The organism is Terriglobus sp. (assembly GCF_965201105.1).
Lineage (GTDB): Bacteria > Acidobacteriota > Terriglobia > Terriglobales > Acidobacteriaceae > Terriglobus.
Map to the genome: position 1 here is coordinate 1,293,805 of NZ_OZ241741.1, position 13,175 is coordinate 1,306,979.

General features: G+C 63.2%; 13 protein-coding genes. 7 read left to right on the plus strand and 6 right to left on the minus strand.

Going from position 1 to position 13,175, the window contains the following annotated elements:
- Nucleotides 1–61 precede the first annotated feature (61 nt).
- Together ACOFKT_RS05655 and ACOFKT_RS05660 are read left to right on the plus strand one after the other, a co-directional pair.
- The gene (locus tag ACOFKT_RS05655) at nucleotides 62–256 is read left to right on the plus strand and encodes a hypothetical protein (protein WP_419806444.1); all 195 of its coding nucleotides are present in this window, start codon (nucleotides 62–64) and stop codon (nucleotides 254–256) included.
- A 78-nt stretch (nucleotides 257–334) separates the two neighbouring features.
- Nucleotides 335–526, plus strand: a complete 192-nt coding sequence (locus ACOFKT_RS05660) for a hypothetical protein (RefSeq protein WP_419806445.1) — start codon at nucleotides 335–337, stop codon at nucleotides 524–526.
- A gap of 146 nt (nucleotides 527–672) precedes the next feature.
- Here the strand turns inward: ACOFKT_RS05660 and ACOFKT_RS05665 are convergent, their stop codons facing one another.
- From ACOFKT_RS05665 to ACOFKT_RS05675, 3 genes are all read right to left on the minus strand, one after another.
- Nucleotides 673–2,295, minus strand: coding sequence for a S53 family peptidase (locus tag ACOFKT_RS05665; RefSeq protein ID WP_419806446.1), 1,623 nt, complete (start codon nucleotides 2,293–2,295; stop codon nucleotides 673–675).
- A gap of 284 nt (nucleotides 2,296–2,579) precedes the next feature.
- Complete coding sequence (queA, locus tag ACOFKT_RS05670) at nucleotides 2,580–3,728, minus strand: tRNA preQ1(34) S-adenosylmethionine ribosyltransferase-isomerase QueA (protein WP_419806447.1); 1,149 nt, start codon at nucleotides 3,726–3,728, stop codon at nucleotides 2,580–2,582.
- 64 nt (nucleotides 3,729–3,792) lie between these two features.
- Complete coding sequence (locus ACOFKT_RS05675; protein ID WP_419806448.1) at nucleotides 3,793–4,479, minus strand: lysophospholipid acyltransferase family protein; 687 nt, start codon at nucleotides 4,477–4,479, stop codon at nucleotides 3,793–3,795.
- A gap of 56 nt (nucleotides 4,480–4,535) precedes the next feature.
- On the opposite strand from ACOFKT_RS05675, the gene ACOFKT_RS05680 reads away from it, so the two are divergent.
- The 4 genes from ACOFKT_RS05680 to pgsA all read left to right on the plus strand — a co-directional run bounded on the left by ACOFKT_RS05680 (nucleotide 4,536) and on the right by pgsA (nucleotide 9,113).
- Nucleotides 4,536–6,545: a PAS domain-containing protein gene (locus ACOFKT_RS05680; protein WP_419806449.1), complete on the plus strand. Its 2,010-nt coding sequence runs from the start codon at nucleotides 4,536–4,538 to the stop codon at nucleotides 6,543–6,545.
- 6 nt (nucleotides 6,546–6,551) lie between these two features.
- On the plus strand, nucleotides 6,552–6,764 hold the full coding sequence (locus ACOFKT_RS05685; protein WP_419807116.1) for an ATP-binding protein: 213 nt from the start codon (nucleotides 6,552–6,554) through the stop codon (nucleotides 6,762–6,764).
- A gap of 318 nt (nucleotides 6,765–7,082) precedes the next feature.
- On the plus strand, nucleotides 7,083–8,333 hold the full coding sequence (locus tag ACOFKT_RS05690) for a Glu/Leu/Phe/Val family dehydrogenase (protein WP_419807117.1): 1,251 nt from the start codon (nucleotides 7,083–7,085) through the stop codon (nucleotides 8,331–8,333).
- A gap of 105 nt (nucleotides 8,334–8,438) precedes the next feature.
- Nucleotides 8,439–9,113 carry a CDP-diacylglycerol--glycerol-3-phosphate 3-phosphatidyltransferase gene (gene pgsA, locus ACOFKT_RS05695; RefSeq protein ID WP_419806450.1) on the plus strand — a complete coding sequence of 225 codons (675 nt, stop codon included), beginning with the start codon at nucleotides 8,439–8,441 and terminating at the stop codon, nucleotides 9,111–9,113.
- Between the two features lie 62 nt (nucleotides 9,114–9,175).
- Here pgsA and ACOFKT_RS05700 read toward each other — a convergent pair whose 3' ends face one another.
- Complete coding sequence (locus tag ACOFKT_RS05700; RefSeq protein ID WP_419806451.1) at nucleotides 9,176–9,925, minus strand: GvpL/GvpF family gas vesicle protein; 750 nt, start codon at nucleotides 9,923–9,925, stop codon at nucleotides 9,176–9,178.
- Nucleotides 9,926–10,221: 296 nt separating this feature from the next.
- Between ACOFKT_RS05700 and ACOFKT_RS05705 the strand changes: the two genes are divergently transcribed.
- On the plus strand, nucleotides 10,222–10,728 hold the full coding sequence (locus tag ACOFKT_RS05705; RefSeq protein ID WP_419806452.1) for a pyridoxamine 5'-phosphate oxidase family protein: 507 nt from the start codon (nucleotides 10,222–10,224) through the stop codon (nucleotides 10,726–10,728).
- A gap of 18 nt (nucleotides 10,729–10,746) precedes the next feature.
- On the opposite strand, the gene ACOFKT_RS05710 is transcribed toward ACOFKT_RS05705, so the two are convergent.
- Together ACOFKT_RS05710 and ACOFKT_RS05715 are read right to left on the minus strand one after the other, a co-directional pair.
- On the minus strand, nucleotides 10,747–11,451 hold the full coding sequence (locus ACOFKT_RS05710; RefSeq protein ID WP_419806453.1) for a PepSY-associated TM helix domain-containing protein: 705 nt from the start codon (nucleotides 11,449–11,451) through the stop codon (nucleotides 10,747–10,749).
- 92 nt (nucleotides 11,452–11,543) lie between these two features.
- Nucleotides 11,544–13,091 (minus strand): DUF2271 domain-containing protein, encoded by a 1,548-nt coding sequence (locus ACOFKT_RS05715; protein WP_419806454.1) that lies wholly within the window; start codon nucleotides 13,089–13,091, stop codon nucleotides 11,544–11,546.
- Nucleotides 13,092–13,175: the final 84 nt, after the last annotated feature.

Genomic DNA, 13,175 nt, shown 5'->3' on the forward strand with positions numbered 1-13,175 from the left:
GACACAAATAACGCGATTCGACGCATCCTATACAGGTAGCAGCACCGTACGGAGGTGCATGATGAGTTCAGGGCATGAGGAGAAATTCGGGCCGGAGATTCTGGATGTAAACCACTTCGATTCGATGGTCTGGATCCGGTTTACGGATGGAACGTGCGTGAAGCTGAGTGCGAAGCAGGTGCTGAAGGCGGCAAGCAGCCCCGCACCGGAACGCGAGGCTGAATCCGGGAACGGCCAGGCGATTTCGACGGCCTAGATTGTGTGTCGCGGCGGAGCTGGTTGAGGGTGGGGAACGGCGCAATCAAATGCGACGTATCTCATGCTGAGGCTTCCCATGATCAAGTTTCTGCTGTTCTGCATTCTGCTTGTGGTCTGTTGGCCGCTGGCGCTGGTCGCGCTTGTGCTGTACCCGATGGTGTGGGTTGTGTTGCTGCCATTCCGGATTGTCGGGGTTGCGGTGGATGGCGTATTCAATTTGATACGAGCGTTGTTCACGTTGCCATTGCGGCTGGCCGGAGCGCGTTAGGGCGCTGCCTCGAAAGCAGATCCTTCGCTACGCTCAGGATGACACTTGCATCGTCAGGCTCAGGGTGGCACTACGTTGTTCACGGTCAGGTGACGCTGCGTGCTTCATGCCCAGGATGACATTACTTGGTTGCGTGTTGACGCGCGTTATGCTTCGACGACAGCCTTGGGCTTCTTCGGCTTTGATGGCTTCGGCGGCTTCGAGTTGGCCTGGGCGAGCAGGGTGATGAGGTTGGGGATGTTGGGTGTGCCGAGGCCGGTGCAGGCGTCCCAGCCCTTGGCGGCCTTGAAGGCGCCATTGTTCCCGGCGGTGATGTCGCGGAAGCTGGACGCGGCGTTGCTGGCGTAGAGCTTCCGCTGAACGAAGCCAACGGTGGTTTTGCTTTGCGCGTTGACGATGGCGAGCAGGCCGGCCCAGAGCGGTGCGACGGGGCTGGTGCCGCCGATGACAAAATTCTGTCCGTCGACGCGGACCTGGTAACCGGTGGTGGGGTCCGCGTTGCCGCTGACGTCGGGCACGCCGCGGCCTTTCTTAGTGGCGGCGATGTTCGACTGCCACGAGGGCTGCGGAAACACGGAGGAAATGCCACCGCCGGTGGCGCCTTCGTTGGCAGCGGTTTCGTTCCAGACCACTTCGGACTGGATGGTTGTGCCGGAGCCGGTCAGCTTGGTGCCGCCGCAGGCCAGGACGTGCGGGCTGGAGGCGGGAAAGTCGACGTGAGGCTGGTTGTCCGTCTCGCCGTCGGAGGAGCCGTTGTCGCCGGAGGCGGCGAGCACGGTGATGCCGAGCGCGGCGGCGGACTGGCAGGCGGCGTCCAGCGCGTTGCGAGATTGCGCGGTCCAAGTGTCTTCCGGGCCGCCCCAAGAAATGGAGATGATCGAGGGGTTGTTCTTGCTATCGTGAACAGCCGTCGCAATGGCGTCGATGAAACCCTGGTCGGTGTTGGGAGCGAAGTACACAACGATCTTCGCGCCAGGTGCAACTGCCGCGGCGACCTCGATGTCGAGCATCACCTCGCCGTCAGCGCCGTTCGGACCGTCGGACTTGTTCTTGCCGCCATCCACCAGGACGGCGGTGACTGTGGGCGCGGGCACCCCGATTGTCTTGAAGTAAGCCTTGATGTCGGCCGGCTTGTAGCCGCCACCAAGTTCGATGATCGCGATGGTTTGACCGTTGGCGTTGCTGCCCGGTGGCAGGCCATAGAGCTGCGCAACCTGAACCGGTGTGAACGAGGCAGAAACCGCGTGCGGGTGAACGATGCCGCCCAGTGTTTCAGGACTCTTTGCGAGACGAAAGTGCGGCTTTGCCTGTGGCCGGTTATCCAGCCCGAGCACGGCTTCCACTAAGCCAGAGAGCGATTCCGGAATGCAGATGTCTCCCTGCCGAACGCGGTAGGTTTCGCCGTCCGGGCCAGTTTGACGCTTCAGCTTCACGCCAAAGGCCTCTTCCATCTGCGATGCCGTGCCGGAGAGCTTGACGACGCGGCGGGGCGGGTCAATTTCTGAGGTGAGGCCAAACTCCTTTGCAAACGCGAGCACGGCTTTCAACGCTGCAGGGTCAGCGGCGTGATTCGCCCGGTACTGGGCGCGAGTCAAGCGCTTCTCACCCAGGGTGTCCGTGGCGAGCGGAGACTTGCGGCGGACCAGCACAGAAACGTTGACGGACGCGTTTGGATGAACTGGCTGGCTTTCCTGAGTGCCGGGAAGCGCGGTTTTGTGGCTGCCGGGCAGTGCTGTGCGGGGCTGCGTGGCGAAGGTGGGCTTTGGCATGTGGGAACCTCGCTTGGTGTGGTGATTGTAGGCGCGGGAGCGATGACAATTTCGCCTTTTGTTCGCTTTTGCGCGATATGGCGTTCCTCTCCGCCGGGAAGTGGTGCCGCTCTGACGAGCCGAGAACAAGCGTGCATCGTGTACCCACGTGAGATGGGAACGCTTTTGCCCGGTCGTGGAATTTGGGCCGCGCGTGTGCGCGAGCATCGCATTAGGTACTGCTGTGATCCGTTCTTGCGCAGAGTAAGGCGCCAAGAACGGGCACGCATCGGTGATGGAGGCGGTCAGCTTAGAAACATGCAATCGCCATAGCTGAAGAAGCGGTACTTGTGGACGACGGCGTGTTGGTAGGCGGCGAGGACGCTTGCCATGCCGTGGGCGGGTGAGGATGTTTGGGCGGCGAAGGCGCAGACCAGCATCAGCAGCGTGGATTCGGGCAGGTGGAAGTTGGTGAGCAGGGCGTCGATCAGGTGGAAGTTGTCGCCAGGCTTCAGGAAGATGCTGGTGTTGCCGGAGTGGGGTTGGAGTTGCCAATTGTCCGTTGCGTGGTGTGAGGGAGGCGTTGCGAAACTGGTCGCGATGGCTTCACGGGCGCAGTGTTCGAGAGTGCGGACAGTGGTTGTGCCGACGGCGATGATGCGGCGGTGTTCGCGGCGGGTCCGGTTGATGGCCTCTGCCGTCGCGGCGGGAAGGGTGTAGTGCTCGGCATGAAGGCGGATGTCCTCCACCGCGTCAACGTGGACGGGCTGAAAGGTGCCGAGGCCGACGTGGAGGGTAATGTGGGCTGTTTCGACGCCCTTGCGGTGCAGCTGGTCGAGAACCGCCGGCGTGAAGTGGAGGCCGGCGGTGGGTGCGGCGGCGGAGCCCGGCTGGGCGGGGTCGGCGTAGACGGTTTGGTAGCGGGCGCGGTCCTGTGGCGTGTCGGCGCGGTGCAGGTAGGGTGGCAACGGGATGTGGCCGAGGGTGTCGAGGCGGGCGAAGAAGTCGGGCGTGGCAGCGAAGCGAAGAGTGCGCTCGCCGCGATCGGCGGCAGCGAGCACCTCCGCGGTCAAGGCGGTTTCGCCTTCGCTGTCGCTGAAGAGGAGAGTCTCGCCGGGTTGGACCTTGCGGCTGGGTTTAACGAGGGTGCGCCAGTCGGTTTGGTTGAGTTGCGCGGTGAGCAGGACTTCAACGCTGCCGGTGGGCGCGGGCGAGTTTGGTTGTGTGTGCAGGCCGGCGCGACGTCCGAAAAGGCGTGCGGGGATAACGCGAGAATTATTGAAGATGACAAGGTCGCCGGGTTGGAGCAGCGATGGGAGGTCGCGGAAGAGACGGTCTTCTGTTTGGCCCGTCGCGCGATCGAAGGTGAGCATGCGGGCGCCGTCGCGTTCGGCGGGTGGGTGTTTCGCGATGAGCTCCGGCGGAAGGTCGAAGTGAAAGTCGGTGACGCGCACTGATGTATGAGAGCAGCAGGTTAGCGAGTCAGCAAGTCAGCATCCGTGTGTCACTCTTCGTGCGTCAGCGGATCGCTGCCTGTTTCGCGGCATCCAGGGTGGCTTGCAGTGCTTGCGGAAGGCCGGGCGCTGTGGCGGGAAGAGGTGTCTGCCAGGCGACGGTCACGAGGCTGAACGGTTTGGGAATGAGGAAGCCGTCCCAGGAGCGGAGTCGCCAGGCGCGGTGCGGGTGGAGGTAGAAGGCGCTGACCAGGATGGGATCGGAACCCGAAGCGGAGCGGCGTTGCGCGGCATTGGTTGCGATAGCTGCGGCACCCGGCTTGCTGAGGAAAGCGGGGCCGCGCGGGCCGTCGGCGGTGATGGCGCACTTGTGCCCGGCGGCAAGGGCGCGCGAGATGCTGAGCAGGCCGGCGGCGCCTCCGCGTGAGGAGGAGCCGCGGACCGGCACGAAGCCGAGGCGGGCAACGGTGCGGGCGATCAGTTCGCCATCGAACGAGGGCGAGATGAGGATGTGGATGCCGAGGTTGCGATAGCGGTACGCGGCCAGCAGCAGGCAATTGTGCCAGAACGGATAAAGGCCGGCGCTTTGGTCGCGGTCGGCGGGGTGAGCGCCGGGGGCGAGAACCTCTTGAAAGTGAAGCGTGGCGCAGAGAACCCGGATCAGGGAAGCGGCGAATCCCGGGACGATCCGGAGCAGCCATTGTTGCTGCTTTGTAAATGGCTGGTGGGTGCTGCTGCCGGTCCGCGACATCGCTTGATTATAGGAGTTACCCCGGTGCGCGTGGGTCGTGAGTACACTGCATTTACATGGACACCCCGGTTCCCAGCCGCGAGAGCTTCGCGGACACGGTTATGCCCGTTGATGTGAGTCAAAGCCTTGCCGAAGCGGTGCATGCCCTTGCCGATGGCCTTCTCCTGCTGGACCGTGACTATCGCATTGTGTTTGCGAACGCGCAAGCCCGGCGCATCAGCCGCATCCGGCCGCAAGATCTGCACGGGCCGACGCACTGGGAGCTGTATCCGGCAACGCTGGGCACGGAGATCGAGCGCAAATACCGCCGCGTGATGAGAGAGCGTGTGCAGGAAGAGTTCGAGGTCTATTACGAACCTTTTGACCTGTGGCTCAAAATGCGTGCGTTCCCTGCCGGTGACGGCATTGCGGTGAGCTACGCCGACGTGTCTGAGCTGAAGCGCGCAACGCAGAAGAAAGATGAGGGAGCGCAACGCATGCGCGCCGCCCTGGAGGCGACGACCGACGGTGTGTTCATCGTCGACCACAACTGGATCATTACGTTCGTGAACGCGGCCGCGAAGCAGTTGGTGGCGGCGGTCGGGGATGTGGTTGGGCGGGGTGCGTTTCATGCGTTTCCGGGCCTGGTGTATCCGGATTCGCCCTATGTGAAGCATTACTTCGCGGCGATGAATGATGGTGTGTCCGCCACCTTTGAGGGGGTCTATGGCGAGCCGCTGAACGTGGAAATTGAAGTCACCGTGCAGCCGTCTGACGAAGGCATCATGATCTTTGTCCGCGATGTGACGCAGCAGAGAAGGGACGAGCGCGCGATCCGGGCGAGTGAAGAGAAGTATCGCGTCCTGACGGAACTGGGGCCGCAGGCGATCTGGACGGGGGCTCCGGACGGGCGGGTCACGTATGCCAACCAGCGTTTTCTGAGCTACCTGGGCACGTTTGAAGTGACGGATGGGCCGGAGTGGCTGGAGGGCTTTGACGCCAGAGATCGCGACCGCGTGCTGCAGGTGTGGATGCACTCGGTGCAGACGGGCGAACACTACGACATCGAAGCGCGTCTGATTCGCGGGTCCGATCAGGCTTCGCGATGGTGGCGGCTGCAGGCCGTTCCTCTTCGCGACGATGCCGGCGCGATCACGTTGTGGGTTGGCATCGCGAACGACATTCACGATGGAAAGGTTGCGCGCGAGCGGCTGCATGCCGAACGCGTCGAGACGGAGCAGCAACGCCGTGAACTGCAGGCGGTGTACGACACCGCGCCGGTGGGCCTGGCGCTGTTTGAGCCGAAAGAGTTCCGGTACTTGCAGGTGAATGAGCGCCAGGCTGAGATCATCGGCTTGCCTCGAACGGAGATTCTGGGCCGGCGCTTTCAGGAGATCGCGACGACGCAGCTGGTTCCGGCATTGTTCGCCAGGGTCGCGCAGGGCGAGTACGTGCGGGACCAGACGTTTACCACGGAGTTTCATAGCCGTCCGGGAGAGCAGAGGTCGTTCAACGTGAACTACTCGCCGGTGTTCGGTGAGGACGGGTCGGTGCGCGCGATCAGTGCGGCGATCCTGGAGATTACGCAACTGCGGCGCGCCGAGGCCGCGCTGGTGCAAAGCGAGAAGCTGGCGGCGGTGGGCCGGCTGGCGTCTTCAATCTCGCACGAGATCAACAATCCGCTGGAGGCGGTGACCAACCTGCTGTACCTGGCGGCGACCGATCCCGGCCTGGGCGAAGACACTGCCAGCTACTTACGGCTGGCGCAGGATGAGTTGGGCCGTGTATCGCAGATCGCGACGCAGACGCTGCGGTTCCATCGGCAGGCGGACAGCCCAACGGCGGTGACGGCAGCGCAATTGGTCGATCCCGTCCTGAACTTGTATGCGGGGCGGCTGGTCAACAGCGGAGTTCATGTGGAAGCCGGCTATAGCACCGCGCGGAAGATGCTTTGCTTCGAGAACGACATACGGCAGGTGTTGAACAACTTGATCGCGAATGCGATTGACGCGATGCGAACCGGCGGCCGCTTGATGTTGCGGGCGCACGATGCCTGCGATCTGCGGACGGGAACGCCGGGCGTGTGAATCGCGATCGCGGACACCGGTCACGGGATGACGCCGGAGACGGTGAGCAAGATCTTCGAGCCGTTTTATACGACCAAGGGTTTGAACGGAAACGGTCTCGGGCTTTGGATCTCAAAGGGTATTGTGGAGCGGCACCGTGGACAGTTGCGGGTGCGGTCGACGCAGGATGCGGCGCTGCATGGGACGGTGTTCACGCTGTTTCTGCCCGGAGCGGATTAGCCCGCGCTCGCGTGACGGGTTGCTACGGCCCTTCCTTAACACCGATGCACCATTGCCAATGCAGTTCACAAAGGCGTATGTTCGACGGGTTTGTCCGGTAGGCTGCCTCCGCGCATGCGCCTGTTTTCATGCGCCATGCATGGAGCAAGGAGTGGCTTTCCGCGTCAGATGAAAAGTGTGCCGCCGTCCTGGAACTGGGAAACGCGCGGCCGACCGTGAGGAAAGGCAAGGCGTTGTTGTATGGCAGTAGCGGAACTGGAGTTAACGGCAGAGGAAAACGAGAGCTTGCAGGCGTCTGGAAGCGTGGCAAGCGCAGCGATGAGCAAAGAGCTGAACCCGTGGGAGGCGCAGGCAGCGCGCTTCGACTATGCGGCACAGAAGCTTGGGCTGGATGAGGGCATTTGGAAAATTTTGCGGCAGCCGTCGCGCGAGATCATCGTGCACTTTCCGGTGCTGATGGACGACGGAAAAATCGAGGTATTCACGGGTTACCGGGTGCAGCACTCCATCGCTCGCGGGCCGGCAAAGGGCGGCATTCGCTACGCGCCGGACGTGAGCCTGGACGAGGTGCGTGCGCTGGCGAGCTGGATGACCTGGAAGTGTGCGGTAGTCAATATCCCGTTTGGTGGTGCGAAGGGTGGCGTGATCTGTGACCCGAAGCGCATGAGCCAGGGCGAACTGGAGCGCATGACGCGCCGGTATACGAGCGAACTGATCGAGTTCATCGGGCCGGAGAAGGATGTGCCGGCGCCGGATATGAACACGAACGAGCAAACCATGGCGTGGATCATGGACACCTACTCCATGCACGTGCGGCAGACCGTGACGAGCGTGGTCACGGGCAAGCCGGTCAACATTGGCGGCTCTCGGGGCCGCACGGCAGCGACAGGCCGCGGCGTAAGCGTAGCGTGTGACCAGAGCCTGCGTTACCTTGGCATGACGCCGGGCGAATGCCGCGTGATCGTGCAGGGCTTCGGAAACGTGGGATCGAACGCGGCGCTGCTGCTGCAGGAGAAGGGCTACCGCGTGGTGGGCATCGCCGAGTGGGATGGCGGCCTGTACAACTCGGTCGGGATTAACATTCCGGCGCTGATTGAGCACCGGAAGCGGACGGGTTCGATTCGCGGATTCGCGGGCGCTGAGGAGGCGAACTCGGACGAGCTGATCACGAGTGAGTGCGAAATCCTGATTCCGGCGGCAACAGAGAATGTGCTGACCAGCCGCAACGCCGGCCGCGTGCGCGCAAAGATTGTGTGCGAGGGCGCGAACGGTCCCACAACGCCGAAAGCGGACGAAATCCTGGCGAGCAACGGTGTGTTTGTGGTGCCGGACATCTTGGCGAATGCCGGTGGCGTGACGGCGAGCTACTTCGAGTGGGTGCAAGACCGCATGGGCTATTTCTGGACCGAGGATGAGGTGAACGAGCGGCTGGATCGCATCATGATGGCGAGCTTTACCGATGTGATCCGGTATGCGGAGTCGCATGAGGTGAACAACCGGATCGCAAGCTATATGCTCGCGATTGATCGGGTGGCGTACACGACCAAGCAGCGCGGCATTTACGCCTAGTAATCTGGCAGCCGGGCCTGTCGGCGGACCCGGCTGCCACCGAAACAGCCAGTGTCCGCGGGTTCGAGAGTATGACAGAATGAGGGCACCTGCGGGTGCGGTCCCTTGAACCTTCCGAATTCCATGACGCTCAGCCGGATTGCGGTGGTTCCACTGCTGATCTGGCTCTTGTCCGCAAGCTCGCCGTTGCACGGGCATGCACAGGAGTGGGTCGCGTCGCTGCTGTTCATCGCCGCGAGCGTTACGGACGGGCTGGATGGCTACCTGGCGCGGAAACGTGGGCAGATCACCACCATGGGCATGCTGCTGGATCCGCTGGCGGACAAACTGCTGGTCACCTCGGCGTACATCGTTCTGGTCGCGTTTGACCCGGGAGTCGTGAAGCCGTGGATCGCGGTGATTGTGATTGGCCGCGAGTTCCTGGTGAGCGGGTTGCGAACCATCGCGGCGAACGAGGGCTTCACGATCGACGCGAGCGAGATTGGAAAGCTGAAAACAGTGATCCAGATTGTGAGCGTAGTTGCGTGCATCTTTGACCGCGGCTACTCGGAGTGGACGTTTGGGCCGGGATCGAACCTGCTGGGCGGCAACGGGCCGGGGTGGTTCATGCTGCCGGTGCACTGGATCGCGGTGGCTGCCATTTACTGGATGACGGTCGTGTCGATTATCAGTGCGGTGGATTATTTCGCAGCATTCTGGAGCAAGGTGGATTCGACGGCGAAGCATGCGCGGGCGGCGAAGGTGCTGAGCCGGCGCGGTGTGGTTGGGCCGGGGCTGTAGAGAGCAGAGATCAACAGAAAGGCCCGCCACGTCAGCGGGCCTTTCTTGGTTGCAGAGATGCGCTAGGCGTGGGCGTGCGTGCGGTGGACGAAGTGGTACGGCGGCCAGGGGCCGCTGAGCTGCATGCGGCAGCCCTTCAACTCATTCGTCGCGGTGGAGTACTTGTTCTGGTAGCGCTCGACGCACTTGGAGTCGATCAGGTGGGCGATGTCGAGCAGCATCTTGCCTTCACCCGCGCGTTTGCAGGTGACCTCTTCTTCGAGCGGCAGGAACATGCGGTGCATCTGCACCTGCAGGGCGCGGGCGCGGGACTGGCGTTCACGCTGCGCGGAGGCGGACTCGCGGAGGCTCGACAGGTATTCCTTGCCGGCTGTTGCCGAGTGGCGCAAGCCTGACTTCGCGGCAGCGCAGTTGTCGTCGACCAGCACTTTCAAATGCATTTCGGACTTGCCGCGCAGGCGCTCCAGGGTGCCGGTGAAGTGGCGGTGGTTGGAGCGGATGGAGCGGCGGAGCGCGTCGTCATCCTCAAAGGTGGTGCCGAAGCGAAAGGGCAGCACGGGCGAGTGCTTGAAGGTTTCGGCGATCACGCGGGCGTGGTCGTGCTGGGGCTTGTCGGGGTTGTCTGGGGTGGCGACGCGGGTGTTGTCTTCCAGGTCGTGCTCGGACACCACAATGGCGAGATCGCTGGCAGGGAATAGAAAGGTTTGGTTACCAAAAAGGCCGGACACGCCTTCGAGAGGCATGGGGCGGCGGTGGCGGAGAAGCTCTGGGAATGCGCTTCGTTCCGCGATGCAGTATGCGTACCAGGACATCTGGGTGGCTCCGTTCAGGCGGTGTTGCGACCGCTTTGAGATCTAGGCAAATCGCTCAAAACAGGCACTCTGGCTCGCTCAAGGAAAATGGCTGAACTGAATGCGAGTCGGATACTAAGCGCACGGAAGAACGATTGGCAAGCACACAAATAGGGGCATGTGAACGGTTACGGGCGACAGAGACGGTGCCACAGCGACCGTTAGCGCTAACGTAACGAGTTCCGCGGGGCGCTGCCTTCAGCCGACACGGGGTCCCGGCTCGCTGCATCCAATGCGTTGGAAAGCTGAGGAGACCCATGGCAGAGAAGAACTACTCGGGCGCGGAAGGCATTGAAAAGGTTCGCGAGCTAATCAAGGATGTGCACATCGCCATGCTGACCACGGTCGCAGAGGACGGCGCACTACGCGCACGGCCGATGGCAAACCCGGACCGGCCGTTTGACGGCACGCTCTGGTTCATCACGCGCATCGATTCGTCAAAGACGGACGAGATCCGGCATGACAGCGAGGTGCTGGTGAGTTACGCGGAGCCGAAAGACGGAAAGTACATTGCGTTAAGCGGGCGTGCCAGCATCGTGCGCGACCGGGCCCAGATTCACGAGCACTGGACGCCGGCGGCGAAGGCGTGGTTTCCGGAGGGCGAGGACGATCCTGCCGCGGCGTTGATCCAGGTGTCCGTGGATTCGGCGGAGTATTGGGACGCGAACCGCAGCACCATTGTGCGGTTGGCAAAGCTGGCGATCGCGAGCGTGACCGGGGCTGACAAGACAAGCGTCGGCGATTCCGGCAGGATTACGGTGTAGATCTGTCCCGAAGCACGCTCACGCCGCAATGAAGTGGGCAATAAGCACGGCAATCGCCGCGCCGATTACCAAAACGATCAGGCCGGATGTGCGGCGCTTGTAGACGAAGAAGAGCAGGCACAGGCCGGTTAGTGAGACGAGAACGAGAAAAACGGCGGAGACGTCGATGACCCAGGACCAGCCTTTACCGGTGACAGCGCCGCGGTGCAGGTCGTTCAGGGCGGCGACCGCACCGAAGCGTGTTTCGATGACCTGGTACGTGCCGCGCGGCCGGTCAACGAAGGCATCTGCGGAATAGCCCGCGCCCTTGAAGGAAAGCGTGACCTGGTCGGGGTCGTCGCGGACATCGGTCATGGCTCCGCGGATGCCGTGCTCGCGGCGAAGTTGGGCGGCGATGGCGGTGTGGTCGGGATTCGGCTGCATTGCCGCGGCGGCGATGACGCCGGTGTAGCGGGTGACGCGTTCCTTGCCGCTGAGGTTGTCGGCATGATTCAGGGTCAAACCCGTGGCGCTGAAGAAGAGGATCACGCCGAAGCTGACCATCGATAAGTAGATGTGGAGCCAGCGTGAGGCCACGGCGATCCGTTTGCGCCAGCGGCTGCGCGGCTGGCTTGCAGGAACAGCCTTGCGATCTACCTTCGAGGATTGTGCTGGGCCGGGCAAAATGCGGGTTTCTCCACTGCGCAGGACGATAGAGCCGTCCTGCTTCGGTCGAAATGACAACGCTTAGGTTACCGAATGCTTACTCGCGAGTTGCAAGATAGCTGCTGCTCTGGTGCCATGTGGCGGTTGCTCTGGTGCCATGTGTCATTGCGTTAGCGTTTGGCATAGTCGAGCTGGACGGTGCCAATTTCGGGCTGGGCGGGTAGCGTGGTCTGCTGCGGTGTGCCGTTGAAGTCCATTTTGTAGCGGCTCAGACCGTAGCCGCCGTGTTCGCGCGCTGCTTCGACACAGACGGTGTACTTGCCGGGTTTGACTAGCTTGCCTTCGTTGTCTTTGCCGTCCCACTTGAGGGTGTACGCACCGGGTGCGCGTGTGGCGGAGGAGATGGTTCTGGAAAGGTCCGTACCCTCGGTCAGGTTGCGGAGACGATCGTCGCGGTACCAGGTCTTGAGTTCATCAAGCCATTTGGGCTTCTGAAACCAGAGTGCGACTGTGCGGACGGGGTACTTGTTTTCGTCCTCGATCCAAACGGCGACATAAGGGCGGCGGTAGCGCGGATCGTCCAGGCGCGGAAGGTTGAGCTTAATGGTGAGGTCGTAATTTTGGTTCCAGACGGCGGCCGCCGGCGCCGACGCGGGGCGGTTTGCGGCAGCGCGGAAGACGGTGCGGTCGAGGCGCGGCTCCTGAAGGCGCGCCCAGTTCGGGGTCTGCAGGCGTTCGCCGCCGCGGTACAGGATGAGCGCGTCGGCGCTCGGGGAGTCACAGAGGAGGGCACGAGCCTCGGCGGGCGAGGCGATGGCGAGCGCGGTGGCAAGGGCTCCGGCCTGCTCGGCGTCCGGTGCCACCACAGTGGCAGAGAGTACGGCGCGGGCGGGTTCCGCGGTGCGCGGGTCAATCAGGTGCGAGATTTGTTCGCTGTCCAGGGTGACGCTGCGACGGTAGCCTCCGCTGGTCGCAATGGCGCGATCGCGTAGCAGGACGGTGTCGAGCGGGGCATCATTTTCGGCGTCGGCTGCGGGGTCGGCGATGCTGACACGCTCCGCCATGTCGCCGCGCAGGACGATGTCGCCGCCGACGTTAAGCATCACGCCAGACGCGCCGGCGCGGAGGGCGGCATCGGCTGCTGCGGCGGTGATGCGGGATTTAGTGAAGCTGGCGAGCACGAGCGGCGAGGCGGTGAGGCGGGTCGCGGTGCGGTGGAAAGCGTCCAGCTGCCATTGCGGCTGCCGCATGCGGTCGGCGCTGGCTTCGAGGATGGCGGGGGTGGGGCGTTCGCCCGTGGCGGCGGCGTGCTGCCAAAGTTGGGCTGCATCGGCAGCGGCGGCATTGAGCAGGCCGCCGGTCTGGCGTAGCCAGTGGTCGAAGCGGGCGAGGGTCATGAGGAGTTCGGGCGAGACAGGGACGGCGCTGCGGCGGGTGCTCTGCCAACGGGAGAACTCGCTCTGCGGGTTCCAGGCGCTGAGGATGTTGGATTGGCGGTCGAACTCGGCAAGTGCTGCCTGTTCGGCGCGGTGGGCTGCGGAATCCGAGGCGGCGCGGACGCGGAGTTCGAGCGAGGTGCCGAGGACGTTCTCGTGGTGCGCCGTCCAGACGCCGGAGTGTTGAGACGCAGGCTGCGGTGCGGCGGCGGTAAGGGGCGCAGGAGCAGCGGCGAGCAGGGTAGAGACGGCGGCGAGGGCGAGAGAAAGCGGGCGTGGCATAGAGATCCTGGGCGTGTCGTTGGACGAGAGGCCGATCATTCGTTTGTTCAAGGTCACGTTATTTGGGTCTGGGATGTCCCATTC